General features: G+C 75.1%; 29 protein-coding genes. 12 read left to right on the top strand and 17 right to left on the bottom strand.

Annotated elements, in window-relative coordinates:
* Window positions 1-49: 49 nt before the first annotated feature.
* Both SCATT_RS00065 and SCATT_RS00070 read right to left on the bottom strand, forming a co-directional pair.
* On the bottom strand, window positions 50-484 hold the full coding sequence (locus tag SCATT_RS00065) for an SPW repeat protein (RefSeq protein WP_014627198.1): 435 nt from the start codon (window positions 482-484) through the stop codon (window positions 50-52).
* A 120-nt stretch (window positions 485-604) separates the two neighbouring features.
* Entirely contained in the window at window positions 605-1,180 is a 576-nt protein-coding gene (locus SCATT_RS00070) for a CGNR zinc finger domain-containing protein (RefSeq protein ID WP_014140795.1), read from the bottom strand.
* Window positions 1,181-1,254: 74 nt separating this feature from the next.
* Between SCATT_RS00070 and SCATT_RS00075 the strand changes: the two genes are divergently transcribed.
* Window positions 1,255-2,466 (top strand): MFS transporter, encoded by a 1,212-nt coding sequence (locus SCATT_RS00075; protein WP_014140796.1) that lies wholly within the window; start codon window positions 1,255-1,257, stop codon window positions 2,464-2,466.
* A 136-nt stretch (window positions 2,467-2,602) separates the two neighbouring features.
* On the opposite strand, the gene SCATT_RS00080 is transcribed toward SCATT_RS00075, so the two are convergent.
* The 4 genes from SCATT_RS00080 to SCATT_RS00095 form a co-directional block, all read right to left on the bottom strand.
* Complete coding sequence (locus SCATT_RS00080; RefSeq protein WP_014140797.1) at window positions 2,603-3,358, bottom strand: hypothetical protein; 756 nt, start codon at window positions 3,356-3,358, stop codon at window positions 2,603-2,605.
* A gap of 375 nt (window positions 3,359-3,733) precedes the next feature.
* Window positions 3,734-4,900, bottom strand: a complete 1,167-nt coding sequence (locus SCATT_RS00085; RefSeq protein WP_014140798.1) for an alpha-hydroxy-acid oxidizing protein — start codon at window positions 4,898-4,900, stop codon at window positions 3,734-3,736.
* Between the two features lie 70 nt (window positions 4,901-4,970).
* Window positions 4,971-5,846: a fructosamine kinase family protein gene (locus tag SCATT_RS00090; protein ID WP_014140799.1), complete on the bottom strand. Its 876-nt coding sequence runs from the start codon at window positions 5,844-5,846 to the stop codon at window positions 4,971-4,973.
* Complete coding sequence (locus SCATT_RS00095) at window positions 5,843-6,307, bottom strand: low molecular weight protein-tyrosine-phosphatase (protein ID WP_014140800.1); 465 nt, start codon at window positions 6,305-6,307, stop codon at window positions 5,843-5,845. Before SCATT_RS00095 ends, SCATT_RS00090 begins: the two co-directional genes overlap by 4 nt.
* 164 nt (window positions 6,308-6,471) lie before the next feature.
* Here SCATT_RS00095 and SCATT_RS00100 point away from each other — a divergent pair, with 164 nt between their 5' ends.
* Window positions 6,472-6,834: an STAS domain-containing protein gene (locus SCATT_RS00100; RefSeq protein ID WP_014140801.1), complete on the top strand. Its 363-nt coding sequence runs from the start codon at window positions 6,472-6,474 to the stop codon at window positions 6,832-6,834.
* Window positions 6,835-6,895: 61 nt separating this feature from the next.
* Here SCATT_RS00100 and SCATT_RS00105 read toward each other — a convergent pair whose 3' ends face one another.
* The gene (locus SCATT_RS00105) at window positions 6,896-7,351 is read right to left on the bottom strand and encodes a hypothetical protein (protein WP_014140802.1); all 456 of its coding nucleotides are present in this window, start codon (window positions 7,349-7,351) and stop codon (window positions 6,896-6,898) included.
* Window positions 7,352-7,455: 104 nt separating this feature from the next.
* On the opposite strand from SCATT_RS00105, the gene SCATT_RS00110 reads away from it, so the two are divergent.
* Window positions 7,456-7,926, top strand: a complete 471-nt coding sequence (locus tag SCATT_RS00110; protein WP_014140803.1) for a hypothetical protein — start codon at window positions 7,456-7,458, stop codon at window positions 7,924-7,926.
* A gap of 24 nt (window positions 7,927-7,950) precedes the next feature.
* Here the strand turns inward: SCATT_RS00110 and SCATT_RS00115 are convergent, their stop codons facing one another.
* The 4 genes from SCATT_RS00115 to SCATT_RS00130 form a co-directional block, all read right to left on the bottom strand.
* Window positions 7,951-8,292 (bottom strand): hypothetical protein, encoded by a 342-nt coding sequence (locus tag SCATT_RS00115; RefSeq protein ID WP_014140804.1) that lies wholly within the window; start codon window positions 8,290-8,292, stop codon window positions 7,951-7,953.
* On the bottom strand, window positions 8,289-9,029 hold the full coding sequence (locus SCATT_RS00120) for a hypothetical protein (RefSeq protein WP_014627201.1): 741 nt from the start codon (window positions 9,027-9,029) through the stop codon (window positions 8,289-8,291). Before SCATT_RS00120 ends, SCATT_RS00115 begins: the two co-directional genes overlap by 4 nt.
* Window positions 9,020-9,625 (bottom strand): RNA polymerase sigma factor, encoded by a 606-nt coding sequence (locus SCATT_RS00125; RefSeq protein WP_014140806.1) that lies wholly within the window; start codon window positions 9,623-9,625, stop codon window positions 9,020-9,022. The genes SCATT_RS00120 and SCATT_RS00125 overlap by 10 nt, the downstream gene beginning before the upstream one ends.
* Window positions 9,626-9,740: 115 nt before the next feature.
* The gene (locus SCATT_RS00130) at window positions 9,741-10,658 is read right to left on the bottom strand and encodes an AurF N-oxygenase family protein (protein WP_014140807.1); all 918 of its coding nucleotides are present in this window, start codon (window positions 10,656-10,658) and stop codon (window positions 9,741-9,743) included.
* Between the two features lie 107 nt (window positions 10,659-10,765).
* Here SCATT_RS00130 and SCATT_RS00135 point away from each other — a divergent pair, with 107 nt between their 5' ends.
* Together SCATT_RS00135 and SCATT_RS00140 are read left to right on the top strand one after the other, a co-directional pair.
* Window positions 10,766-11,437, top strand: a complete 672-nt coding sequence (locus SCATT_RS00135) for a TetR/AcrR family transcriptional regulator (protein WP_014140808.1) — start codon at window positions 10,766-10,768, stop codon at window positions 11,435-11,437.
* A gap of 32 nt (window positions 11,438-11,469) precedes the next feature.
* Window positions 11,470-11,805, top strand: coding sequence for a DUF4873 domain-containing protein (locus SCATT_RS00140; protein WP_014140809.1), 336 nt, complete (start codon window positions 11,470-11,472; stop codon window positions 11,803-11,805).
* A gap of 2 nt (window positions 11,806-11,807) precedes the next feature.
* Here the strand turns inward: SCATT_RS00140 and SCATT_RS00145 are convergent, their stop codons facing one another.
* Window positions 11,808-13,274, bottom strand: coding sequence for an aminotransferase class I/II-fold pyridoxal phosphate-dependent enzyme (locus tag SCATT_RS00145; protein ID WP_014140810.1), 1,467 nt, complete (start codon window positions 13,272-13,274; stop codon window positions 11,808-11,810).
* Window positions 13,275-13,402: 128 nt separating this feature from the next.
* Between SCATT_RS00145 and SCATT_RS00150 the strand changes: the two genes are divergently transcribed.
* Complete coding sequence (locus SCATT_RS00150; protein WP_014140811.1) at window positions 13,403-13,585, top strand: CsbD family protein; 183 nt, start codon at window positions 13,403-13,405, stop codon at window positions 13,583-13,585.
* 71 nt (window positions 13,586-13,656) lie between these two features.
* Here SCATT_RS00150 and SCATT_RS00155 read toward each other — a convergent pair whose 3' ends face one another.
* Together SCATT_RS00155 and SCATT_RS00160 are read right to left on the bottom strand one after the other, a co-directional pair.
* On the bottom strand, window positions 13,657-14,076 hold the full coding sequence (locus SCATT_RS00155; protein WP_014627203.1) for an SRPBCC family protein: 420 nt from the start codon (window positions 14,074-14,076) through the stop codon (window positions 13,657-13,659).
* Between the two features lie 87 nt (window positions 14,077-14,163).
* The gene (locus SCATT_RS00160) at window positions 14,164-16,707 is read right to left on the bottom strand and encodes an FtsX-like permease family protein (protein WP_014627204.1); all 2,544 of its coding nucleotides are present in this window, start codon (window positions 16,705-16,707) and stop codon (window positions 14,164-14,166) included.
* A gap of 152 nt (window positions 16,708-16,859) precedes the next feature.
* Here SCATT_RS00160 and SCATT_RS00165 point away from each other — a divergent pair, with 152 nt between their 5' ends.
* The 3 genes from SCATT_RS00165 (at window position 16,860) to SCATT_RS00175 (ending at window position 19,553) form a co-directional block, all read left to right on the top strand.
* The gene (locus SCATT_RS00165; protein WP_014140814.1) at window positions 16,860-18,095 is read left to right on the top strand and encodes a sensor histidine kinase; all 1,236 of its coding nucleotides are present in this window, start codon (window positions 16,860-16,862) and stop codon (window positions 18,093-18,095) included.
* Complete coding sequence (locus SCATT_RS00170; protein WP_014140815.1) at window positions 18,092-18,760, top strand: response regulator transcription factor; 669 nt, start codon at window positions 18,092-18,094, stop codon at window positions 18,758-18,760. The genes SCATT_RS00165 and SCATT_RS00170 overlap by 4 nt, the downstream gene beginning before the upstream one ends.
* Window positions 18,761-18,863: 103 nt before the next feature.
* Entirely contained in the window at window positions 18,864-19,553 is a 690-nt protein-coding gene (locus SCATT_RS00175; protein ID WP_014140816.1) for a helix-turn-helix domain-containing protein, read from the top strand.
* A 19-nt stretch (window positions 19,554-19,572) separates the two neighbouring features.
* Here SCATT_RS00175 and SCATT_RS00180 read toward each other — a convergent pair whose 3' ends face one another.
* Complete coding sequence (locus tag SCATT_RS00180) at window positions 19,573-20,568, bottom strand: YihY/virulence factor BrkB family protein (protein WP_014140817.1); 996 nt, start codon at window positions 20,566-20,568, stop codon at window positions 19,573-19,575.
* Window positions 20,569-20,842: 274 nt separating this feature from the next.
* Here SCATT_RS00180 and SCATT_RS38845 point away from each other — a divergent pair, with 274 nt between their 5' ends.
* Entirely contained in the window at window positions 20,843-21,001 is a 159-nt protein-coding gene (locus SCATT_RS38845; protein ID WP_014140818.1) for a hypothetical protein, read from the top strand.
* A 149-nt stretch (window positions 21,002-21,150) separates the two neighbouring features.
* On the opposite strand, the gene SCATT_RS00185 is transcribed toward SCATT_RS38845, so the two are convergent.
* Both SCATT_RS00185 and hpnR read right to left on the bottom strand, forming a co-directional pair.
* Window positions 21,151-21,564 (bottom strand): DUF2795 domain-containing protein, encoded by a 414-nt coding sequence (locus SCATT_RS00185; RefSeq protein WP_014140819.1) that lies wholly within the window; start codon window positions 21,562-21,564, stop codon window positions 21,151-21,153.
* A gap of 62 nt (window positions 21,565-21,626) precedes the next feature.
* Entirely contained in the window at window positions 21,627-23,114 is a 1,488-nt protein-coding gene (gene hpnR, locus SCATT_RS00190; protein ID WP_014140820.1) for a hopanoid C-3 methylase HpnR, read from the bottom strand.
* Between the two features lie 277 nt (window positions 23,115-23,391).
* On the opposite strand from hpnR, the gene SCATT_RS00195 reads away from it, so the two are divergent.
* A complete protein-coding gene (locus SCATT_RS00195; RefSeq protein ID WP_014140821.1) occupies window positions 23,392-24,261 on the top strand; it encodes a DMT family transporter in 870 nt (289 codons plus the stop codon).
* Window positions 24,262-24,266: 5 nt separating this feature from the next.
* Complete coding sequence (locus SCATT_RS00200) at window positions 24,267-25,142, top strand: hypothetical protein (RefSeq protein WP_014627206.1); 876 nt, start codon at window positions 24,267-24,269, stop codon at window positions 25,140-25,142.
* Window positions 25,143-25,457: the final 315 nt, after the last annotated feature.

Here is a 25,457-nt window from a genome sequence, read left to right on the forward strand (position 1 = left end):
ATGCCCCGGGGTGCGCGCGGGCGTACGCCCTGGTGCGCCGGGGCGTAGGTCAGCGGCGCCGGGCCTTGCCGACCGTTCCCATCCGGGCCATGGCGACGGCGCACAGGAAGACCAGGGCGCCGGTGATGACGTTGCTGACGATGGTCCCCGTCGTCGCGACGTGTCCGGACACCACCCAGGGGGCGATGATCGTCCAGATGCCGATCCCGGCGGCGGCCCAGCTCATGCCGTGCGTCCGCTCGTAGGCGGAGCCGAATATGGCCAGGCACGACAGGGCGATACCGGTGATCAGGTTGTTCACCGTCAGTGTGGTGAAGCCGTTGAAGCCCACGATCCACGGGGACGCCGCCAGGTAGAGCCCGGCGAGCAGGCTGACCGCCTCGACGCCCTGGGCGACGGGGGTGACCGCGGCCTGTTCCGAGTGGGCCCGTAGCGCCACGATGTCCGGGTGCTGCTCAATGCTGGGAGATACCCGTGAGGACACCTTCGCCACCTCTTCCTCGTAGCGGTTGACTACTTGTCTCCTTACCGCCATACGCGGGACAAACCCCCTCATAGGCCCCTTATTTGCCCGGAATCCGACAAACGCCGGTGAGGGGGACCGTCACCCGGCCGTGGACCCCTGTTCCTTGCGGCGGCGGCGGCGGTGGGCGGCGACGCGGGCGCGGGAGGCGCAGGCGGGCGAGCAGTAGCGGCGCCGGGTGCCGGGGCCGGTGCCGAGGTAGAGGGTGGCGCAGCCGGGTGCGGCGCACTCGCCCCAGGCGACGCGGCCGTTGTCGCTGAGGAGCTGGGCGAGGGCGTGCGCGCCGGCGGCGGTGAACCAGTCGGCCCAGCCGGCGTCGTCGCCGCGGTCGACGTGCAGGTGCCAGGGGTGGCCGTCGTGCCGGGAGAGCCGGGGCCGGGCTCCGCAGCGGGCGAGCAGTTCGTTGAGGGCGTGGGCGGCGCGGTCGGTGTCGGTTTCGGTGAGGACCGCGGTGAGCCGGGTGACGGCGGCGCGCAGCTCGTCGGCATCGGCCGCCGAGAAGCCGTGTTCGGTGAGGTCGTCCGGGTGCTCGCCGTGGTCCGCGAGGAGCCGGGCCATGGCGTCCCGGGGCAGCCGTGGGTCCGCGCGGACGGCGTTGGCCAGCTCGATCAGCCGTTGTGCCGGACGGAACCCTCGACCAGTCGTGCTGCCGCTCATCCTTCGCCTCCCGTTGTGCCGGTTCACCACCGCCAGTGTAACGTCTTTTTGACATAAGCCGTTACGAGTGAGGGGTGGGTGAGGTGTCGGGCGGGGTGCGGCGTTGTCTGGCCACGGCGTTCCTGGCCAGGCTGGCGGAGGAGGGCATGGCGGTGGCCGTGGTGCTGCTGGCGTTGCGTCGGACCGGATCGGCGGCGGACGGTGCCTTCGTGCTGACGGCGTGGATGGCCCCGCACGCACTGGCCGCGCCGGTGGCGGGGGCGCTGGCGGCCCGGGTGCGGCGTCCGCGTCTGTTCCGGGTGGGCGCGCTGGGCGGGTTCGCGGTGGCGATCGGTGCGCTGGGGCTGCTGGTGGGCCGGGCGCCGACCGGGGTGACGGTCGCGGTGGCGGTGGCCGGGGGTGCGTGCGGTCCGGTGGTCTCCGGGGGGCTGTCGAGTGTGGTGGCGTCGCTGGCGCCGCCCGGTCCGCGGCGGGCGCGGGCCTGCGCGTGGGACGCGGCGGTCTACGACGCGGCCTCGGTCACCGGGCCGGCGCTGGTGGGGGTGGTCGCGGGTGTGGTGTCACCGGCGGCTGCGGTGCTGCTGCTGGCGGGCGCGGCGACGGGTGCGGCGGCGGGTGCGGTCACCGTGCCGCGTCCGGCCGGCGGGGAGGCGGCCGATGGGACGGCGGCACGGCCGGGTGTGTGGGCCGGGCTCGTGGCGGTGTGGCGGGTGCGGGAGCTGCGGGCGGTCACCGTGGGGACGTCGTTGGCGTGTCTTGCCACCGGGGGTCTGACCACGGTGGCGGCGCTGCTCGCGGCGGAGCGCGGGCATCCGGGGGCCGGTGGGGTTCCAGTCACCGCCTTCGCGGTCGGCGGGCTCGCCGGTTCGCTGGTGATGGCCCGGCTGCCGTCGGCGTGGCCGGCGCGGCGGGTGGCGCTGCTCGGTCTGCTGGGCACCGGGGTGTGTCTGGGGGGTGTGGCGCTGGTGCCGTCGTTCACCGGGGACGTACTGCTGTTCGCGGCGGCCGGTGCGTGGGACGGGCCGTTGCTCGGGGCGACGTTGCGGATCCGGGCGGACCACGCGCCGCCGGGGACGCGTACCCAGGTCTTCACGGTGGGCGCCGGGCTGAAGATCTCGGCGGCTGCCTGTGGTGCCGCGCTCACCGGGGCGGCCTCGGCGCTCGCCGTGCCGTTGCTGACCGGTGCGATGGGCGGGGTGCTGCTGATCGCGGCGTCGGGGTACGCGGCGCTGATGCCACGGGGGCGGGGCGCCGGGCCGGTGGCGGCGGTGGACGGCGTGAGCTGATGCTGTGTCGGCCGTCCGGTAACGGGTCCGGGCGGGGCTGACGTTGCGTCGGGTGCGGGCGGGGCCGTCCCCCGGTCGTCTCCGGTGCGTGGTGCGACCGGAGGACGCCGGGGGGAGCGGCCGGCTGCCTCGCGGGTCAGCTCGCGGCGGCGGACAGGTACAGACCGCGGCCGGTGCGCTGCGCGCGGGACGCCTTGACCAGGCGCTCCAGAGCGGTGCGCACGGCGTTGACACTGCCGGTGGTGGTGTCGCGGCCGAGCGCCTCGGCGACCTCGCGGGCCCGCATCGGCGCCTTGGCGTTGGCCAGGCACTCCACCACGCCGTCGGTCAGCCCCTGGACGCGCTTCTTGGGCGCTGCCTTCTTGGCCGGCTTGGCGGCGGGGGCCTTGCGCTCCGCCTTGGCGGTGCCGGCCGCCTTGGTGGCGGACTTCGCCGCCGGCTTGGCCTTCGCGGCCGGCTTCGCCGCGGCGGCCTTGCCGGCCGGCTTGGCCTTGGTGGCGGACTTCGACTTGGCCGCGGTGGACTTGCGGCCCGCCGGACGGGTCGCGGCCGACGCCTCCTCGCCCTCCCGCCGCGGCGCCGGCACCGACGCCTCGTCGGCCGCGGACCGCGCCGGGGCCTCGGCGGCCGACGCCTCGGCGGCGGAATCCGATGCCTTGTCAGCCGCGGCCGGGGTCTCCGCCGCCGGCGCGGTCCGCTCCGCCGCCTTCGGGGCCGGCTCGCCAGTGAGCGAACGCAGACTGCTCAGCGCGGTCCGCACCAGCTCCAGCCGGGCCGTGACACCGGCCAGGTCCTCCTCCAATGTGTTCCGCCGGGCTTCCAGTTGGGGAAGCTCGGCCCGCAACAGGTCGATCGTCGCCTCGACGCTGTCATGTGTGTCGATGGTTGCCATCGTCAGTCACCTCTTCTTGGCTGTACCGCACCGCGGTTGCATGCCCCCCGGGCGACAACTCTATGCGCTTTCCGGCACACCTCAGCACCAGGTCACCAATCCGGTACCGGCGAAACCGGCGTGCGGGGTCGCTCCGGCACAACACAACACCCCTCCCCCGCCGTCCCCGGCACCGCCCGCCCGGACGCCCCGGCGGCGCCGTCACGCCACGGGAACCAGGCAACGCGCCGGGTGCGCGGGGGCGGCGGGCCGGGTGTCAACTCGCCCCGGCCGCCGGGAACATAGCGTCCGGCGGCGGGCTGTCTTCACCGGGGAGGACCCCTCGGGACGTCATCCGTGACGTTTCGTTTTTCACCCGTCAAGGTGGGGTCGGGTTCAGCCGACCCGCCGCAGGGAACCGGGGGTGAGGTCGGCGAGTGCGCGGTAGCCGTCGACCGCCATGACGAGGTCGGCTTCGGCCAGCAGCGAACGGAGCACGTGGACGACGCCGTCGGTGCCGCCGAGGGCGAGCCCGTAGGCGTAGGGGCGGCCGACGGCGACCCCGGTGGCGCCCAGGGCGATCGCCTTGACGACATCGGCGCCGCTGCGTACCCCGGAGTCGAACAACACCGGCAGTCCGTCGGCGGCCTCCACCACGCCGGGCAGCGCGTCGAGCGCCGGCAGCCCGCCGTTGGCCTGCCGGCCGCCGTGGTTGGAGCAGTAGACGGCGTCCACGCCGCCGTCCTTGGCGCGCCGGACGTCGTCGGGGTGGCATAGGCCTTTGAGTACCAGCGGAAGTGTGGTCAGCGAACGCAGCCACGGCAGGTCGTCCCAGGTGAGGGGGTTGCCGAAGATCTGCGTCCAGTGGAGGACGGCGCCTTGCGGGTCGTCCTCGGGGGTGCGCGGCAGGCGGGACCGGAAGACCGGGTCGCTGGTGTAGTTGGCCAGGCAGTGGCCGCGCAGTTGGGGGAAGTTGGCGGTGCTCAGGTCGCGGGGGCGCCAGCCGGTGACCCAGGTGTCGAGGGTGACGACGATGGCCTCGAAGCCGGCGTTCTCGGCCCGGCGCACCAGGCTTTCGGCCAGTTCGCGGTCGGTCGGGGTGTAGAGCTGGAAGTAGCCGGGGGTGTCGCCGAGCGCCGCGGCGACCTCTTCCAGCGGGTCGGTGGCAAGGGTGGAGGCGATCATCGGTACGCCGGTGCGGGCGGCGGCGCGGGCGGCGGCGAGGTCGCCGTGGCCGTCCTGGGCGCAGATGCCGAGGACGCCGATGGGTGCCATCAGCAGCGGTGCGGGCAAGGTGGTGCCGAACAGCTCGACGGTCAGGTCGCGGTGGGCTGCGCCGACGAGCATCCGGGGCACCAGGCCCCACCGTTCGAAGGCGGTCACGTTGGCCCGCTGGGTGTGCTCGTCGCCCGCGCCGCCGGCGACGTAGGACCACACCGCGGGGGCCATCGCGGCTTCTGCCTTCGCCGCCAGTTCCGCGTGGGCCATCGGGAAGCGGGGGAGGACGCCGCGCAGTCCGTCGAGGTAGATCTCGTTCTGGTAGGAGCCGAACGCCTGAGTCATCGACCAGCCTTTCCGGTAACGGGGCGCGCCGGGGAGGCGGCGCGCGGGGTACCGCGGTCACCGGCGGGTGTCATACGCGGCGCAGCGCCTCCTCGGCCGCGGTGACCGCCTGCCGGGCGTAGCCGCGGCCGAAGAGCACGGCGTGCACCAGCAGCGGGAAGAGCTGGTGCACGCCGATCCGGTCCCGCCAGCCGTCGGCGAGCGGGGCGGTGTCCTGGTAGCCGGCGAGGATCCGGTCCAGGTGGGGGCAGCCGAACAGGTGGAGCATGGCGAGGTCGGTCTCGCGGTGGCCGCCGTGGGCCGCCGGGTCGATGAGGGCGGCCTGCCCGTCCGGGCCCCACAGCACGTTGCCGTTCCACAGGTCGCCGTGGAGCCGGGCCGGGGGTTCGGCGGGTCCGGCGAGCCGGGGCAGGTGTTCGCAGAGGCGTTCGACGGTGCCTGCTTCGCGGTGGTCGAGGACGCCGTGGTCGACGGCGGTGCGCAGATACGGCAGCACGCGGTGTTCGGCGTACCAGCCCGGCCAGTCGGTGCCGGGGACGTTGCGCATGGGGGCCAGGCCGATCCAGGCGTCGGTGGGTCCGCCGGGCGGGGCGGCGCCGAAGGCGGGGGCGCCGGCGGCGTGCAGGGCGGCGAGCCGGCGGCCGAGGCGTTCGGCGGCCACCGGGTCCGGCCGGCCCTCGGTGACGCGGTCGATGACCAGCCAGTGGACGTCGTGGCCGCGTACGGCGGGCACGGGGACGGTGCCGGTGGCGGCGAGCCAGCGCAGTCCGGCCGCTTCGGCGGTGGTGGCGCCCGGCCCGTTGCCGCCCTTGACCATCACGGTGGTGCCGTCGTCGAGTACGGCCTCGGTGAGCGAGCCGGACAGCTGGCGCGCCGAGATGACCTGACGTTTCGTCAACTCGCTGACGGCGGCTACCGGATCGTCGCCGGGGCGGCCGGCCGTCACGCCGCGATCCGGGCGCGTACCCAGGCCAGCAGTCCCGGCATGGCCGCCTCGATCATCCGCAGCACCTCGTCGAAGCCGCGCGGGCCGCCGTAGTAGGGGTCGGGCACGTCGAGGTCGCCGGTGGCGTCCGGGTCGAAGGAGCGCAGCATCCGTACCCGCGGCGGATCGTCGACGAGGCGGCGCAGCGCCTTGTCGTGGCCGGAGTCCATCGCCAGCAGCAGATCGGCGTCGAGGTGCTCGGGGCCGACCTGGGCGGCCACGTGCGCGGTGGGGTATCCGTGGCGCAGCAGGGCCGCCGCGGCCCGTTCGTCCATGGCCTCGCCGACGTGCCAGGGCCCGATGCCGGCGCTGGTGACCCGTACCCGTCCGGCGAGGCCGGCCCGGCGCAGGTGCTCGGTGAGGACCAGGGCCGCCGAGGGCGACCGGCAGATGTTTCCGCTGCAGACGAAACAGATGTGCACGGTCGCCAGGGTACGAGCCGGGCGCGTGGGCGTCGATGGTGGGCGGTGCAGCACCGGTCACGGTTTTTTCCGCGCCGGGCGTGAGGTACGGCGCCCCGGCGGTGTCCAAGTAGGTGGAAGGGCCGAGCGGCGGCCGTCCGACACCAGGGGAAGGAAGGGGCACGATGACTGCGACGGAGCGCACGGCGGCACCGGGGCCGGGCACCCGGCCGTCCGGCGGGGCGGACGCGGCGTTCGACGCCTGCGTGTCGATGGACGGCGGCGTGCTGACCCTCACCGTCTCGGGGCGGATCCAGCCCGCCGTGCTGGGGGTGCTGCGCTCCGCGAAGGATGGGGTGCGGGCGGGGGTGCGCCGGGTGCGGCTGGAGCTGTCCGGGGTGCCGCATCTGGACGCCGCGGCGGTGGTGTTCCTCGCCGAGTGGTGCGAACGCTGCCGGGAGTTGGGGATCCCGCTGGATCTGGCCGGGCTGGGCGAGCACCACCGGCACCGGCTGGCGCTGGCCGGGATGTCGTGCGCGGCGGGGTGACCGGTGCCGCGTGCGGTGCGGTGCGTCGCAAGGCGCCGTGCCGGGCGGCGCGGCGGGGTGGCTACCGGACGTCGGCGGTGGCGCGGATCGTGCGGCGTGCCGTGGTGAGCGCGCGGTGCACCGGCCCGGCGGAGGCGACGACGAAGAGCCCGAACAGGGTGATCGGCAGCAGTCCGACGGGGCGCAGCACCAAGGTGGCGTCGTGCTGCACCAGGCCCCAGTTGCCGATCCAGTTGCCGGTGACGTCGAGCGTCGTCACCACGGCGGCCAGCCGTACGCCCCAGGTGCGGGCGAGGCCGACGAGCACCACGACCAGCGGGTCGAGCACCACCAGGGCGAGGAAGAACGCCTGGAGCAGCGGGTCGGCGTAGCCGTCGTAGGCGTGCAGGCCGCCGCGGGCGAGGTCGACGAGGTGGGCGCAACTGCCTTCCAGGAAGCCGATCATGTACACCGCGAGGACCCGCCGGGCCCATGCGGGCAGTCCGCTCCACCGTCGCGCCGTGCCGTCGTCCCCCATGGGGGGTCAGCCTAGAGGAGAGTCCGCCGCCGGATACGGACAGGTGTGCGGTCGGGGCGGCGGAGTGTGTCGCGTGGGTCCACCATGGAGGGGAGGGAGGTGTCATGCGGACGGCACCACGCCGGTGGAACGCCGAGGTCATGGCCATGTTGGCGGTCGTGGCGGTGGGGGTGGCCGAGGTGTTGGTGGTGCGTGCGGTCGCGCCGCCGGACCGGCCGGTGGTGGGTGGCGCGGTGCTCGGCGGGTGTCTGCTGGCTTTCGCGGTGGCCGCGGTGGTGTGGTGTGTGCGGTGCCGTCCCGGGCGCGGGGGCGGGCGCCGGGGGCCGCCGCTCCCGGGCGACGAGGGGTTGTTCAGTGCGGAGGCGCTCAGCGGGTTCCCGGCCGAGCGGATCCGCCCGCTGCTGCGCGGTCCGGACGCGCCGGACCTGAACCGGTTGCGTACCGCGTGGGTGCTGGCCACCCAGGGGTACGACCGGGCGTGGATCGCCCACCATCTGGAGCTGACCCCGGAGACGGCGGGGGTGCTGGTGGAGGCGGCGCGGGAGCGGGCCGGGCAGGCGGGGCCGGCGCGCTGAGGCCGGTGTCCGTGGCGGGGCGGCTCACGTGATGTTGGTGACGGTGACGGTGACGCGGACCGTCGCGTCGGGCTGTCCGGCTTCGGCGAGTGCGGTGCCGGCCGCGTGGGTCACCGTGGCGCGGACGTCGCGGGCCACGTCGAGGGCGCGGTGGCCGTGGGCGACGGCGAGGTGGACGTGGAGCCGCCAGTCGGGCGGGGTGGCGGTCAGCCGTTCGGCGCGTACGGCGGCGCGGTCGCCGGTCGCGGCCGGGCGGCGCAGCAGTCCGGTGAAGGCCGGGCGCAGGAAGGCGACGCCGGGTACCCGCCGCGCGGTGTCGGCGGCGGTGGCTGTCAACGCGGCGCGGACGGCCGGACGGCCGGTCATGGCCGCCGTCCTCGGCCCGGGTCCGGTGGTGTGTCGTCGAGCAGGTCGAGCACGTGCACGTCGACGGCGGCGAGGGTCAGTCCGCCGATGGTGTCGTGGGCGGCGGCGGTGACGCGTTCGCGGATGGCGGCGGAGACGTCGTGGGCGGTCCACCGGGGGCTGACCACCACGTCGAGGGCGACCCGCAGCGGGCCGGGCGGGACGCGGTGCCACCGGGTGGCCGGGGCCGGTGCGGTGCCGGGGTCGGCGGGGGCGATCCGGCAGCTGCCGGCCTGGACGCCGGGGAGGGTTTCGGCGGCGGCGCGGAAGACCTTGGCGGCGGCGGCCTCGGCGATCCAGGCGTCGTCGGCGGCGCCGCCGAGGGCGAGGGCGCGGCCGGGCCGGGTCTCGGCGCGCACCAGGTCCATCACGCGGGCGGTGATGCCTTCGGTGTGCCGGGTGGCCTCGGGGAGGGTGCGTTCGGCGCCGTCGGCCTCGTCGCCTTCGGCACGGCGTACGTAGTCGTCCAGGGCCCGCAGTCCGGCGAGCGCTTCCCGGCAGTGCGGGCAGTCACGCAGGTGGGCGGTGTCCTCGGGGCCGGCGGCCGTCGGGTCGTCGGCGTACTCCCACACGTGGGGCAGCGACCGGCCGCACGGGAGTGTCTCCTCCGGTTCGGTGTCGCCGGGCCGTGGCGGATGCGGACGGCCGTCGTCGTGCGGCGTGCCGCCGGGGGTCGGGTCCTCGCTGCTCAACGCCACGCGCCCATCGCCTCCGTCAGGTACCGGCGGGCCCGGAAGATCCTGCCCCGTACAGCATGCTCGCTGATCCGGACGACCTCCGCGATCTGCTCGTAGGACAGGCCGTGCAGTTCGCGCAGCACCCAGCAGGCGCGTTGTTCGGGGCTGAGCCCGTCGAGGGCCTCGGCGAGCTGGGCGCGGGCCGCCGCCGACTCGGCCGCGCGTACCGGTGACGCCTGGTGTTCCGGGGCGGTGGGTTCGGGGGCGGCGGTCAGGTCGCGTTCGGGGCGGCGGGCCCGGAGCTGGTTGAGGCAGCGGTTGGTGACGATGCGGTACAGCCAGGTGCGGAAGCGGGCGTCGGCGCGGAAGTCCGGGAGTCTGCGCCAGGCGCTGACGAACGCCTCCTGCACGGCGTCCTCGGCGTCCGCGCGGCTGCCGAGCAACCGTACGGCCAGGGAGAACATCGCCGGGCCGTGGCGGCGCACCAGTTCCTCGAAGGCGTCCTCGTCGCCTTCGGCCGCCCGCGCGGCCAGCAGTTCGTCGCGTACCTCGACGGGCTCGTCGGCCACCGCGAGGTGACCGCCGCCCTGGTGTGCCGTGTCGCGTTCTCCGGCCACCCGTTACACCCCTTCCGGTCCGGCCGCCGTGCCGTGGTCCATTGGACGCGTGGCGGGGCGGGTGCGGAAGCCGGGTGGCGCATCGGCGTGACGGTGGCCGGGTCGCGGGGGGTGGTCACCAGCCGGCGGGGAGCAGGAAGGTCTTGCGCCACAGCGCCATGCCGGGGGCGCCGATCAGGCCGGTCTCGTCGAGGAAGGCGACGATGCGTTCGCCGGCGAACCGCATGCTCGCCTGGTAGTGGGGGTTGGCGAGCGCGGTGTGCCAGGCCTGCCGGGGGTCGAGGCCGATGGCGGCGTAGGCGCGGGGGTGGATCAGGCTGCGGCAGATGAAGAAGGAGACGAGGGCGATCAGGAAGCGCTGGTAGCGCAGTTCGGCGCGGCCGAGTCCGGCCATGCCGCGGCGGACCTCCTCGCGGGCGAAGGTGACGTGCCGGGCCTCTTCGAGGATGTGGATGCGGTTGACCATGCGCATCAGCGGCTGCACGGAGTCGTCGTTGACCATTTCGCGCTGGAGCCGGTCGAGGACCTCCTCGGCCACCAGGATGGAGCCGAACATCGCCGGGCCGTACGCGATGGTGGGCAGGATCTTGGCGAGTTGGCGGACGTAGGGCTGGGGGCCGTAGGCGGGGCAGTCGATGCGGTCGACCATGCGGGCGAACATGGTGACGTGCCGGCACTCCTCGGCGACCTCGGTGAGCGCGTAGCGGACGTGGCGGCTGGTGGGTTCGCCGTTGTAGGCGGCCTTGAGGAGCATCTGCATCAGCAGGATCTCGAACCACAGGCCGACGCTGGCGACGGTGGCGGCCTCGTGGCGGCCGAGGTCGAGGCGCTGCCGTTCGGTGAGGCCGTCCCACAGGTCGGTGCCGTAGAGGGAGATCCGGTGCGGCAGCAGGTAGCTCTTGCCGTCGACCAGGGGGGCGTCCCAGTCGATGTCGACGTCGGGGTCGTAGAACTTCCGTGCCGAGGACTTCAGCAGCCGTTCGGCGGTCTTCTCCCGGTCACCGGCCCTGGTCTCCGGCAGCGCACGGGCCATCGTGGCTCACTCCCTCACCAGACTGCTGTGTCTCCGGCCGGGCGGTGGTCGGCGGTCGGCCGGATTTGTTACTTCAGGTAACTGTTACCTTGGGTAGCATCTAGCGCATGACCGCGACAGTCAAGGGGTCCGGGGCCTTCGGACCGGCAGCGGCGGGCGGCGGCCGGGCCGCCGACGGCCGCAGCGCACGGTGGAGTTCACACCGGGCCGCGCGCCGCGAGGAGTTCATCGACGCGGCGGTGCGGGTGGCCGCCGAGCACGGGCCGGATCTGCGGATCGCGCTGGTGGCGGCGGAGGCCGGGGTCACCAAGCCGGTGCTGTACCGGCAGTTCGCCGACAAGGCCGACCTGCTCGACGCCGTGCAGCAGCGCCTCACCCGCATCCTGCTGGACCGGCTGATGCCCGCGCTCACCGCCCCGGTGCCGCCGGTCGCCCGCGTCCGCGGCGCCCTGGACGCCTTCTTCTCGATGCTGGAGGACTACCCCCACCTGCTGTCCCGCCCCGGCGACGCCACGCCGACCGGACGGGCACGGGTGGCCGCCGCGCTGACCGGGGTGTACGGCGAGCGGCTGCGCGCCCTCGGCCTGGGCACCCGGGGCGCCGAGGCATGGGCCCACGCCACCGTGGGCATGGTGCACGGCACCGCCCAGTGGTGGGGGCGGGAACGCCCGATGACCCGTACCGAAGTGGTGGACCAGCTGACCGCCATGGTGTGGGCCGCCGTCGACGGATACCTGCGGCAGCACGGCGTCGTCCTCGACCCCGCCACCACCGGCTGAACCCGCGACCGACCGAGACCGAGGAGCCGCCCGTGTCCCGCGTACCGACCACCGCCACCACCCAACGGCCGCACGACGACGGCTACTTCGGGCCCGCCACCGTGGTGGCCGGCGGCCGGGAGTTCACCGTCACCGTGCGACTGCGCGGCTACTTCCAGCCGATCGACGGCCGCTACCACTGGTACGGCCGCATAACCCGCCATCCGGAACTGGCCGCCGCGCTCGGCGACGAACGGGCCGCCACGCTGATCCGCACCCCGCACGGCGAGGCCCGCGGCGAGCTGTCCGAGCCTGATCTGTGGGAGCGCTACCGGGTCATGGGCACCGGCCGGCCGCCGTACCCGGTGGACACCGCGGTGCCGGAGTGACCTCACTCCTCGGTGGACACCCGCACGCTCTTGACCTCGGTGTCCGCCGCGTCCGGCACCACCATGCCCGCGTCCACGCCGGTGCGCAGGTACCGCAGGATGTCCATGGTGAGCCGCTGGCCGGGCACCACCACCGGGATGCCGGGCGGATAGGGGGTGAGCATCTCGGCGGCGACCCGCCCGGCCGCCTTCTCCCACGGCACCTGCTCCACCCGGCCGAAGAAGGCGTCCCTGGGCAACAGCACCTGTTCCAGCCGCAGTTGCTCCGGGTCCGGCACCTCCACGGTGGCGTCCGTGCGCAGCGCCGGGGCGTGCTCGGCCAGGTCGTGCAGGGCACGCAGCAGCGTCTTGGCGCTGTTCTCGTCGTCGGCGTGGGTCAGCTGGGCGCTGATCCGGCGGTGGTCGGACAGGTGCAGGTTGATGTGGTGCCGCTCGCGCAGCCAGTCGGCGGCCCGGTAGCCGGTGGTGCCCAGCGCCGAGATGTCCACGATGACCTGGAGCGGGTCGAGGTCGGCGGCCCGGCCGGGGGCGCAGAAGTCGGCGCGGCCGTGCACGTGCATGCCGTCGATCCGGTCGACGCCTTCGCGTACCTCGGCGGCGAGCGCCAGCGCCTTGTCGTACAGGTGGCGGCCGTGTTCCACCATCTGCCTGCGCCAGCCGTCGAGCGCGGCGTACAGCAGCACCGACGGGCTGGTGGTGCCGAGCAGGTCGGCGCGTTCCTTGAGCACCTCGGGGGCGATCAGGTCGCCCTGGAGGTGGAAGACCGACCCCTGTTCCAGTCCGGAACCCATCTTGTGCACCGAGGTGACGCACACATCGGCCCCGGCGTCCATCGCCCACTTCGGCAGCTTCGGGTGGAACGGCAGATGGGCGCCCCACGCCTCGTCCACGATCAGCGGTTTGCCGCGCGCGTGGCAGACCTCGGCGACCCCGGTCAGATCGGCGCAGGTGCCGTACGGGGTGGGGCTGGTGATCAACGCGCCGCGGGCGTCGGGGTGTTCCTCGAAGGCGGCCTCGAACGACGCGGCGGACGGCGGGTGGGCCAGATGGAGTTCCGGGTCCCACTGCGGGTCCGCCCAGATCGGCCGCACCCCGGACAGGATGAGTCCGGAGACCACCGACTTGTGCGCGTCCCGGCCCACCACCAGCTTCTCGTGCGGGCCGGCCACCGACAGCATGGCCGCCTTGACCGACAGCGAGCTGCCGCAGGTGGAGAAGAACGTGTGATCGGCCCCGACGGCGTCGGCCATCAGCTCCTGGGCCTGCTCCAGCACCCCCTGCGAGGAGGTGCGGTCGTCCAGCCCGCTGGTGGCCAGCACGTCGGAGTGGAAGACGGCGTCCCCCAGCACCTCCCGCACCCGCGGGTCGGCGCCCCGGGCCTGCTTGTGGCCGGGCGGGGTGAACGGCACCTGCCCGGTCCGGTGGTATGCGGCCAACGCGTCGAGTACCGGCACCTTGGAATGGTCCATGCCTCCCGACTGCCCCGGGCGCCCGGAGGAAAACCGCGCCCCGGGCCGGTCACGGACGCCCCGCATGGCACGCGGACGGCCGGGTAGGCGTGCGCCGAACGGACACGAGCCGACGAAAGAAGGCGACGATGAGCCGCGAGAAGAAGGCCGAAGGCAAGAAGAACGAGCTCAAGGGGAAGCTGAAGGAAGCCACCGGCCGGGCCACGGACGACGAGAGCATGGCCGCGCGCGGCCGTGCCGACCGCACCAAGGGAAACCTGCGGCAGTCCGCGGAGAAGGCCAAGGACGCCATCAAGCCGGACCGCACCTGACACCGTCCGGCATCGACCACACCACCGCCGGGCCCCGCGATCCGAAAGGTCGCGGGGCCCGGCGGCATCGGTCAGCGGGGCCGCTCGCCGTGCTGCCGAACCTGGTCGGCGAGGCGGTCCAGGCTCTGCCCCAACGCCGCCTCGACCTGGCCGCCCGGCGGGGCGTGGCCGGGGTCGCGGAACGTCAGATGGACGGTGACCTCGCTGGACCCGGCGGCACCGGCGGCGACCTGGAGCCATCCCGCGTACTCGCTGCTGTCCCGGGTGCCCCACTCCACGCGGAGCCGGTCGTCCTCGGTACGCATCAGGGCGCGGTCCCGCTCGGCCGGTTCGCCGTGGCTGACGGTCACCTCGGGCAGCCGTGCCGACTCCACGTGCACGCCACGCGGGAGCCAGTGGTCCAGCGTCCTGGGGTCGGACGCCTCGGCGAAGACACGTTCCGGACGCGCGTCGATGGTGCGCGTCGCCTGGTAGTCGACCACGTCGATCATCCTCCTGCCGCGTTCGTGGGGGGCCGGACGGGCGTCCCCGCCCCGGTGCCGACCGACTACCCCTCCGGGGCCGCCCGACACCGGTCGCTACTCGGCGCCGACGGCGGCGAGCACCTCGGTACGGGCGGCCCGGTGCGCGGGCCACAGCGAGGCGGCCACCCCGGCCAGGGCCGCCGCGGCCACCACGGTCAGCAGCCGTGGCACGGGCAGCGCGTACGAGTACCCCACCAGTCCGCCGCCGAGCAGCCGGCCCGCCGCCCACCCCACGAAGACCCCCAGCGCCATGCCGACCGCGCCGCCGAAGAACGTGATGAAGACCGCCTCCCAGCGCACCATCGCGCGCACCCCGGCACGGTCCATGCCGATCGCCCGCAGCATCCCGATCTCCCGGCGCCGCTCGGTGACCGACAGCGCCAGGGTGTTGGCGATGCCCAGGAAGGCGACGGCGACGGAGACCCCCAGCAGTCCGTAGGGCAGGCCGAGCATGCGCCGGGTGGCGTCGGCGGAGGCCCGGGACAGGTCGTCGGAGCTGTCGACGCGCAGCGCCGGACTGTCGCCGAGGGCGCGGGAGAGGGCGGCGCGCACGGCGGGGCCGGCCGGGCGGTCGGTGGTGACGAGGACCCGTTTGGTGACGGCGGTGCCGTGTCCGGCCAGTTCGGCGGAGTCGAGGAGGACGCCGGTCAGCAGGTCGTCGGAGCGGTAGACGCCGACCACGGTGAGGCGGACCCGGGTGCCGTCGGGCAGGCGGGCGGGCAGCCGGGTGCCGACGGTCCAGCCGTTCGCGGTGGCCTGGTCGTCGGAGACGAGGACGCCGGTGCCGCCGAAGCCGCGCGGGCCGCCGGCGGTGAACCGGGGACGCAGCAGGGCGGGCACGGCCCGGGCCGGGAGGGCGGTGACGTACTCGTCGGTGCCGTCGACGGTGGCGCTCGCCTCCCGCACCGAGGCGGTGGCGGTGACCCCGGGGGTGGCGGCGAGGGTGCGTTCGACGCCGTCGGAGAGCGGGCCGAGGTCGTCCATGGTGACCTGGTAGTCGGCGGTGAGCACGTGGGCGCCCTGTTCGTCGGCGGCTGCCTGGCTGCCGGCGGCGACCATGGTGAGCGCGGCCACCAGGGTCACCCCGATCACCAGGGGCGCGGCGGCGGCGCACACCCGGCGTACGTCGCGGGCGCTGGTGCGGGCGGCGAGGGCGCCGGCGGTGCCGGTGGCCCGCAGCGCCGGAGCCGCCACGGCGTGGACCGGACGCAGCAGCAGCGGCAGCAGGGCGACGGCGCCGGTGGTGGCCGCGACGGCGCCCAGGGTGAGCACCGGGGCGCCGTCCTGCACCCGGCGCATGGCGGCGCCGCCGAGCACCGCGGCCACCCCGGACGTGGTCAGCAGCGCGCCGACGACACCCCGCACCAGCGTGGTGCGTCCCGGGGCCGGGGCGTGCGTGGCGCGCAGCGCGGCCAGCGGTGCGATCCGGGCCGCCCGGCGGGCCGGCAGCCAGGAGGCGGCCAAAGTGGTCGCCACCCCGGCCAGCAACGGTACGGCCAGTGTGTACCAGGGCACGCTGAGCGGACCGCCGGAGGGCAGCGCCGCCCCCTTGTCCAGCGCCCCGGCGTACGGGCGCAAGGCCGCGGCCAGTGCGATCCCGGCGGCCACCCCGGCGAGCGAGGCCGCCGCCCCGACCACCAGCGCCTCGGTCAGCACCCGGGCGGTGACCTGGCGGCGGGAGGCGCCGACCGCCCGCAGCAGCCCGGTCTCCCGGGTGCGCTGGGCGACGAGCATGGTGAAGGTGTTGGCAATCAGGAAGCAGCACACGAACAGGGCGACGGCGGCGAACGACAGCAAGGTGGTGCACAGCGCGTCCACCGAGGATCTGGCGCTCAACGCACGGTCGGCGGCGAGCGAGGCCCCGGTGACGGCGACGGCGTGCGGGGGCAGCACGGCCGTGGCGGCGTCCAGCAGCCGCCGCGCGGAGACGCCGTGCGCCGCCTCGACGTCGATCTCGGTCCAGCGCCCCGGGGCGGCGAACCGGCGTTGCGCGGTGGCCGGGTCGAAGACCACCAGGGTGCCGCCGGCCGCGGTGGCGGGATCGGTCGTGGTGAGGACGCCGGTGATGCGGGCGCGCAGGCCGGGGCCGGTCAGGGAGATGCGGGCGGTGTCCCCGACGCGGTAGCCGCAGCGGGCCGCGGTGGCGGCGTCGACGGCGATCTCACCGGGGCGGGACGGCGAACCTCCGGCGGTGAAGGTGTAGCGCGGTGCGGCGGGGGCGGGGCCGAGCCGGGTCCAGCCGGTGCCGACGGAGGCCGCTCCGTCGCCCGCCGGGCGGCCGTCCGGGCAGCCGATGGCGGTGTACCCGGTGGCGACGCCGGTGACGGCCGCCGCCTCGGGGAGCCGGCGCAGCCGTTCCAGGGTGCCGCGCGGCAGCGCGGGCTCGCCCCGGGACGGCGGGCCGGCGGTGTCGTCGGAGCGGACCACCACGTCGGGCCCGCCGGGGCCGGCGCGGTAGGCCCGGGTGACATCGGCCGAGACGGTGGCGGTGAGGACGAGGGTGGCGCAGACGAAGGCGGTGCCGAGCGCGACCGCGAGCACGGTCATCGCCAGTCTGGCCTTGTGCGCGCACACCGAGCGCCAAGCGGTGCGGAACATCGGGTCCTTCACGGATCGGCTGGGGGGGTACGTACCGATGGTGGCCGCGGGCCGGTGGCCGGCGGATCGGCCGAACTGCCGAACGGCGCGGGCGGGTGGCTCGGCCGATCGGCCGAGGTGGGGGGCGGGGGCGGGTTCGTACCGTGGACGCCATGAGTCGCAGCGCTGCCCTTGATGCCGTCGCGGTGAAGGACGTCTTCGCCACCTGGTCGCCGCTCCGCCGGTGGGTGTCCGCCGTGGGGGCCGCCGTCGTGGTGGCGGCGGTCGTGGCCGAGGCGCTGGACGCCGCGTTCTGGCCGGTGACGGTGGCGATGGCGGTCACCGGGGTGTCGTGCGTGGCGGCGCTGGTGGTGCCGGTGCGTCTGTTGTGGCCCGCCGGGGTGGCGGCCGTCGTGGCGTCGGGTGTGCTCTCGGTGGCCGGGACGCTCTCGCGGCACCGGCCCGAACACACCCCGGGGCTGGTGGAGATGGCGGCGCTGCTGCTGCTGACGGCGCGCGCGGTGCGTCATCGGCCGCCGCGCCGGATGGTGCCGCTGGCCGCCGGGGCGTGGCTGGCGGCGCCGCTGGCGCTGCTGCGGTTGCCCTCCGGCGAGTACTCCACGGCCGTTACGTTCGGGGCGCCGCCGCTGCTGCTGGCCGGGGCGCTGATGGTCGTCCTCGGGGCGTACCTGCGGCTGCTGGATTCGGTACGGGACCGGGAGCGCGACGCCCGGCTGCGGGCGCAGCGGCTGGAGTACGCCCGGGATCTGCACGACTTCGTGGGCCATCACATCACCGCGATCAACGCGCAGGTGAAGGCGGTGCGTTTCGTGACGGCGGCGGGCCGACCGCTGACCGCGCGGGAGTTGGACGAGCGGCTGGCGGCCGTGGAGGCGGCGGGACGCCAGGCGATGGAGTCGATGCGCGCCATGGTGGGTGTGCTGCGCGACCCCGGTGATCCGGCGCCGTTGAGTCCGGCGCGGCATCTGGCGGGTCTGCGGGAGCTGGTGGAGACCGGCGGCACGGCCGGCCCCGACGTCTCCCTCACCGTGGATCCGGCGCTCACCGCCCGTCCGTTGGCGCCGGATGTCGCGGCCACCGTGCACCGGGTCGTCCAGGAGGCGCTGACCAACGTGCGCAAGCACGCCTGCGGTGCGCGTCGGGCGTGCGTCGAGGTGGCGCCGCTCGCCGGTGATCCGGGGCGGCTGGTGGTGCGGGTCACCGACGACGCGCCGGGGCCCGCCGCCGGACCGGGCGCCGGGTTCGGCATCGTCGGCCTGACCGAACGCGTCACGGCGCTCGGCGGACACCTCAGCGCGGGTCCCCGGCCGGGGGCGGGGTGGGAGGTCCGCGCGGAGCTGCCGCTGGAGACGCCCCGGTCGCCGGGCGGCGACGGCCTGGCACGATGACCGCCATGACGATCCGCGTGCTGCTCGCCGACGACCAGGAGATGCTCCGCTCCGCCTACCGGATGATCCTCGGCTCCCAGCCCGACATCGAGGTGGTCGGCGAGGCCGCGGACGGTGTGGTCGCGGTCGCCGAGGCCCGCCGGCTGCGCCCGGACGTCTGCCTGTTCGACATCCGCATGCCGGGGATGGACGGGCTGGAGGCCACCGCGCGGCTCGCCGGACCCGACGCCGCCGAGCCGCTGAAGGTGGTCATCGCCACCACCTTCGACCTCGACGAGTACGTCTACCGGGCGCTGCGCAACGGTGCCTGCGGCTTCCTGCTCAAGGACTGCTCCCCCGCCCTGCTGGTGGAGGCGGTCAGGGCCGCGGCCTCGGGTGACTCGCTGATCTCGCCGTCTATCACCGTGCGCCTGCTCAAGCACATGGCCGCCGCTCCCCCGGCCCCGCCCGCCGCGCCGCCCCCGGCCGAGCCGCCGACCCCGCGTGAACTGGAGGTGATCGCCATGGTCGCCCGGGGCCTGACCAACGAGGAGGCGGCCGAGGCGCTCCACGTGTCGCTCTCCACCGTCAAGACGCATCTGGGCAACATCCAGCGCAAGCTCGGGTCCCGCAACCGCGTCGAGATCGCCGCGTGGGCGTGGGAGAACGGCATCCGCGCCCGTTGAGCGCCGGGGTGGCCGGACGCCCGCGGGGTACCCGTTCCGACGGGGGCCCACGACCGCCGTTCCGACGGGGGCCCACGACCGTGCAGGCAGGAGGTGCGTCACCGTGTCCGAGGAAAGGCGTGACACGTCGCGGGAGACACGGCGGCAACGGCCGCACCCCGGTGACATCGGCAGGCGGGTGGCCCTGCGGCGGCAGGAGCTGGGGCTCACCCGGGAGGAGGCCGCGTCCCGCGCCGGGATGGCCCCGGGGTATCTGCGCTACGTGGAGGAGCAGCCGGGGGACGTGGACGTGGGCGGCCTGATCAGGCTGGCCGGGGCGTTGCAGACCTCGGTGGACGAGTTGCGCGGCGGCCAGGTGGACGTTCCGCCGGGGCAGTCGCCGCCGCTGGCCCGGCCGGAGTTGGAGGAGTTGTCGGCGGACGAGTGCCGGACGCGGCTGCGGGATCGCGGGGTGGGCCGGGTCGCGGTCCCCACCGAGGCCGGTCCCGCGGTCTTCCCGGTGAACTACGTGGTGGCCGAGGACGACACCATCGTCTACCGCACGGCGCCCGACGCGGCACCGGCGGCGGCGGTGGGCCGGAAGATCTCCTTCGAGGTCGACCAGGTCGACGACGCGCTCAGCCAGGGGTGGAGCGTCCTGGTCTCCGGCGCGGCGGAGGAGATCACCGAGGCGGAGGCGGCCGACCTGCTGCCGCCCGGCGTCGTACCGCGGCCGTGGCCGGGCGGCGAGCGCAACCTCCTGGTGCGGGTCACCCCGAGCGGGGTCACCGGGCGGCTGATCCGCGCCGGGTGACCCCGGCCGGGCCGCCGGGTCAGCGGCCGGGGTCGTCGTTGTCGGCCGGGTCCGGCCAGGTGCGGGTGTCGCGGGGTTCGACGTAGGGTTCGCGGCCGGGCGGGTGTCCGGCTTCGACGGAGCGGCGGCGGGCGAGTTCGGCGTCGAACTCCAGGCCCAGCAGGATCGCCAGGTTGGTCAGCCACAGCCACACCAGGAAGACGATGACGCCGGCCAGGGTGCCGTAGGTCTTGTTGTAGGAGCCGAAGTTGGCCACGTAGCCGGCGAACCCGGCGGAGACGGCCAGCCACACCAGTACGGCCAGGAGGCTGCCGGGCGACACCCAGCGCCAGCCGCGTCCGCGGACGTTGGGCGCGGCCCAGTAGAGCACGGCGATCATCAGCGCGACGAGGACCACCAGCACCGGCCACTTGGCGATGGACCACACCGTCACCGCGGTGTCGCCGATGCCGAGGACGGTGCCGGCCCGGCGGGCGAGCGGCCCGGTGAAGACCACGATCAGCGCGCCGGCCGCGATCATCAGGAGCATGCCGACGGTGAGCGCCACCCGCAGCGGGGTGACCAGCCAGGCCGGGCGTCCCTCGCGGATGTCGTAGACGGCGTTGGCGGCCCGGATGAAGGCACCGAGGTAGCCGGAGGCCGACCAGATCGCCCCGAGCAGTCCGACGACGGCGAGCACTCCCCCGGTGGCCCGGTTGCCGCCGAGCCGGCCGACCGCCTGGGTGAGCACGTCCCGGGCGGGTCCGGGCGCGAGGTGGCGCAGGTTGTCCAGGACCGCGGTGGTGGCCGAGTGACCGGCCAGTCCGAGCAGGGAGACCAGCACCAGCAGCGCGGGGAAGAGCGCCAGCACGCCGTAGTAGGTCAGGGCGGCGGCGCGGTCGGTGAGTTCGTCGGCGAGGAATTCCCGTCCGGTCCCGCGGACCACCGCCCACCAGGAGCGGGTCGGCAGGTCGGTGGGGTGCTCGGGCGCCCGGCGGCGGCCCGGGCCGTGACGTCGCTTCGGGTTGGCTGCCATGGGTCGACGGGTTTCCCGGCACGCCGTGGTGAATCCCGGCGCCCGGCGCGTTCCGGGCGCGGCGTGCGGCGGCGTACGCGCCGGGTACGGGCGGCGGGCGCCGGGAGCCCGCGGATCCGGATGCGGGCAACCGAGGGAGAAGCCGGACAGAAGAGGGTTCGATGGTTTTTGTCCCGGTTAGGAGTCTGAGCAGTGTGGTGTGGATCGCGTACCGTCCCCGGCGCGCGGACCGCGCCTCGAGAGCGTCCCCCCCAGGGAGACAAGGAGAAAGGCCATGACAGGCGTCACGTCCGGCCCGGTCGCCGGCGACCACGCGGAACGCAACGAGGACGAGCGGGACAGGACCGCCGACAGCGGCCTGTCCGGCGAGGGCGTCCATCCGGTGCCGTCCGACCCGGACAGAGAGTGGAACATCGTGCGAGGCGAGGACTGACACCCCTCGCATGACGCGCGGGCGCCGCCTCTGGACGGCAGCGTCGCGCCGAAGCCAAGGTGTCATCGCCGCCGGCTCCGTACCGGGCGCCCGGCGGCGTGATCGTGGGCCGGCCGCGGAACCCCGTGACCGGTCCCGTCAGCCCCTCGTCAGGTGCGGTGGTCCTCGACGCCGAAGCCGAGGGCGCGCATCAGGTCCTGGACGTTGCGGTAGGTCTCGCCGGCGGGGAGGGACCCGGCGAGCGTGACGAGCCGGTCGGGGGCGTGGTTGCCCGCCAGCGCCGCCAGCACCTCGGCGCGGTCGGCCGGGAAGACCGAGGGGCCCAGGAACCGCGCCAGGTCGGACCGGACCTCGACGTCCTCGGCGGTCATGCCGGGCGGGGTGCCGCCGGTCAGCGTGGTGTCGGGGGCGCGGTCGACGTCCGGCTGGTCCTCGCCGGACGGCTCGGGTTCGCGGGCCTCGTCCGCGCGGGTGGAACGGCCCGCCCGCAGTTCGCCGCCGAGGTCCCGCTTGGCCGCCTCGTCCCGCGAGGGGCCGCTCTTGTCCTGCCCGTGGGTGGTCATCGCTCCTCCTCCAGGGTTGCGAGGGTGCGCCACGCTGCGCGGGTGCCCCGGCGGCGGCCTCCTTACACCGGCTGGCCGCCGTGGGCCGCGGGGCGGGTGTGCACGTACAGCCGCTTGCGGTCGCCGACGTCGAGGCGGTGCGGCAGCGGCAGCTCGTAGCGGACCGGCCGGGCGTGGTCGGCGAGCTGGCGGCGCGGGTTGTAGACGTGGTTGAAGCGCCACAGCATGCGGGCGAAGTTGGTCTGGCCGCGGGCGAGGTTCCCGGCGAGCACCCGGGCGGCGCCCAGCGCGGTGCGCAGGCCGAGGTGTTTGCGGTTGATGACGGACTGGGTGCGCACCAGTTCCCGGTAGAAGACGTCGAGCGGGAGGGTGGTGGGGACCACGGCGTGCTGGATGTCGAAGAGCCGGTAGTCGCGGGTGGTCAGGCGGCGGGCCTCGGTGTGCCATACCTCGGTGCCGGGGTAGGGCGTCATCACCGTCAGGTGGACGATCTCCGGCACGGCGAGCGCGAACTCCCGCACCACCCGGAAGCGTTCGAGGTCCCAGGCGGGGTCGACGATGAGGTTGACGGCCACCGTGATGCCCATCGCCCGGGCCGTCTCCAGGGCCCGGAAGTTGTCGTCGGGGCTGACGCGCTTGCGGTACAGGTCGAGCCCCTCGGAGTCGATCGCCTCCATGCCGAGGAACATGTAGGCCAGCCCCAGCCGCCGCCAGCGCCGGAAGACCTCGGTGTTGCGCAGCAGTACGTCGCTGCGGGTCTCCAGGTAGTAGCGCTTGCGGATGCGGCGGCGTTCCAGTTCGGCGGCGATGGCGTCGCCGTGTTCGGGGCGGATGAAGGCGACGTCGTCCACGATGAAGACGTTGCGTTCGCGTACGGTGGCGAGTTCCTCGGCGGCGGCCCGCGGGGACGCCTTGCGGTAGCTGCGGCCGTAGAACGTCCAGGCGGAGCAGAACGAGCAGTCCCACGGGCAGCCCCGGGTGAACTCGATGGAGGCGCAGGGGTCGAGTTCGCCGATGAAGTAGCGGCGGCGGTGGCGCAGCAGGTCGCGGGCGGGGCGCGGGGAGTCGATGGAGTGCAGCATGCGCGGCGGCGGGCCGTGTCCCTCGGTGGTGACCACCCCGGGGACGGTGTGCGCGGCGCCGTCGGGTACCGCCTCCAGCAGCGGGCCGATCGCGGTCTCGCCCTCGCCGCGCACCACCGCGTCCACCGCGCCCTCGGCCTGCTGGAGCACCTCGTCGGCGACGAAGGAGACGCTGTGGCCGCCGAAGAAGACGTACACCCCGGGCACGGTCTGCTTCAGGCGCCGGGCCAGGTCGATGGCCTCGGGGATGTTGGCGAGGTAGTTGAGGGAGAAGCCGACGGCGTGCGGGGCGAACGAGGCGGCCTCGCGGGCGAGCGCGCCGTGCGACTCCACCTGGAGGTCGACCACCCGTACGTCGTGGCCGTCCTCGCGGGCAGCGGCGGCCACGCGTTCCAGCCCCAGCGGTTCGAGCCGGAGGAAGATCTCGGAATACATCAACGCGCTGGGGTGAACGAGCAACAGCCGCATGCGCCACCTCCCGGGCTCGTCGGACGCCCACCGCACGTGTCCGTCCGCCCGGGCCGGTAAACCGTCCACGGGCCGCTGTCGTCCGCCCGGCGGGTCGCCGTCCGGCGGATGGCGGACCCCGCCGCCGTGGCGTGGCCGCGACCGGGGCGGGCACCCGGGAGGTGTGGCGGCGGCTCCGGCGGGTCCCCGCGAGGATCGGCGCGTCACCGGCCCATGATGGCGGCGGCGGGCGGGTCGGGGCCGCGCCGGGGCGACCGCGGACGGGAGTGTGTCGGGCATGGTGTACGTCTACGGCGTGGTCGCCGCATGCCTGCTGGGTCTGGGTTTCGTGCTCCAGCAGCACGCGGCGCGGGAGGCGCCCCTGACGGATCTGCTGCGCTTCCGGCTCCTGCTCGACCTGGTCCGCAAGCCGCTGTGGTTGGCCGGGATCGCCTGCATGGTGGCGGGCCAGCTGGCCAGCGTGCTGGCGCTGACCCACGGTGACCTGTCCCGGGTGGAGCCGTTGCTCGCCACCAATCTGCTGTTCGCGATGGCGCTGGCCCGGTGGCTGAGCGGGGAACGGCTCGGGGTCTCCGGATGGGCGGGGGTGGCGCTGCTCAGCGGCGGGGTGGCGGCGTTCATCCTGGCGGGCCGGCCGCACAGCGGTACGGCGCACGTGGGGGCGGTGCGTCACTGGCTGGTCTTCGGGGTGGTGCTGGGGGTCGCGGTGCTGATGGTGGTGGTCGCCCGCCATCTGCGGATCGCCGAGGAGCCCCCGCTGCTGGCCGCGGCGGCGGGCGCGCTGTACGGGGTGCAGGACGCGCTGACCCGCACGTCGAGCAACGTGGTGGCCGAGTCGGGCGTCCTGGGGCTGGCGACCAGTTGGGAGCCGTATGTGATCGTGGTGCTGGCGGTGACCGGGCTGCTGCTGGTGCAGAGCGCGTTCGAGGCGGGGCCGCTGCGGATGTCGTTGCCCGCGCTGACCGCGGCCGAGCCGCTGGCCGGGATCGCCTGCGGCATCGGCTTCCTCGGGGACCGGCTGCACACCAGCCCGGGCGCGCTGGCCTGGGAGGTGATCGGGCTCGGCGCGGTGGTGGCCGGGGTCTTCGTGCTCGGCCGCCATCCGGCGCTGCCCACCACCGGCCAGGACGAGCCGTCCGAGGGGTGAGGCCGGTGGATTTCGACGCCGTCGCCGACGAGTTGTACCGGCTGCGCCCGGAGGAGTTCACCGCCGCCCGGGACGCGCGGGCGGCGCAGGCCCGAAAGGCCGGGGAACGGGGGCTGGCCGACCGCGTCAAGGCGTTGCGCAAGCCGGTGCTGGCGGCGTGGGCGGCCAACCTCCTGGTGCGCGAGCACCCCGATCAGGCGGAGGCCCTGCTCGGTCTCGGCGAGGCGCTGCGCCGTGCTCAACAGGGGCTGTCGGGTGAGGAGTTGCGGGAGTTGTCGGCGCAGCGGCGGGTGCTGGTCTCGGCGCTGCTGCGGCAGGTGGAACGGCTCACCGCGCGGGCCGGCCAGCCGGTGGGCCGGGAGGTGCTGGACGCGGTGAACGAGACGCTGCACGCGGTGCTCGCCGACCCGGCGGCGGCCCGTGAGTGGGCCACCGGGCGGCTGGTCCGGCCGCTGTCCGCGCCGGTGGGGTTCGGTGGCGGTGCCCCGGCCGGGGGCGCGACGGTGCACCGGCTGCCCACGGCGGCGTCCTCCGGTGACCGCCGCCCGGGGCGCGCCGGGCCGGTGACCGACCTGGAGGAGGCCCGGCACCGGCGCGAACGGCAACGGCTGCGCCGCGTCGCCGCCGAGGCCGCCGCCGAACTCCGTACGCACCAGGAGGAACTCGCCGCGGCCCGCGACGCCTGCCGCTCCGCCCGCGCCCGCCGGGAACGCGCCGAACGCGACCTCGCCCGCCTGTCCGCCCGGCTCACCGACGCCCGCGCCGAGGAGTCCGCCGCCGAAGCCCGCCTGCGGGAGATCACCCGCACCACCGACGCCGCCCACCACCGCGCCACCCGAGCCGCCACCGAAGCGGGCCTGCCGCCCCCGGAGTTTCCCTGAGCGGGCCTGGGCGTCCCGGCCTGCCGCCGCTCCTCCGCGGGAGCAAACCGCGTCGCACCCCGCGCGAGACCTGCTTCAGGACGTAGCGACCCGCACCGTCGCCGATCGGGGCCGCAGCCGTCCAGCGGGCACACCCCCACACGCCACCACGCGAGCGCGGCGGCCCGCACCGCCGCCCCTGGACGGCGGGGCCGGCCGGAAGCCCGGCGGACACGCGAGCGCCCCGCGTCTCCGCCGGGGCGGAATGGGCGCCGGGCGCTTGGTCGTGGTGGACGGGCGGGGCGTCCGCCGGGCCGTGGCGGGGGCCTGCGGCCC

Origin of the sequence: Streptantibioticus cattleyicolor NRRL 8057 = DSM 46488 (assembly GCF_000240165.1) — a bacterium.
In the GTDB taxonomy this organism is placed as follows: domain Bacteria; phylum Actinomycetota; class Actinomycetes; order Streptomycetales; family Streptomycetaceae; genus Streptantibioticus; species Streptantibioticus cattleyicolor.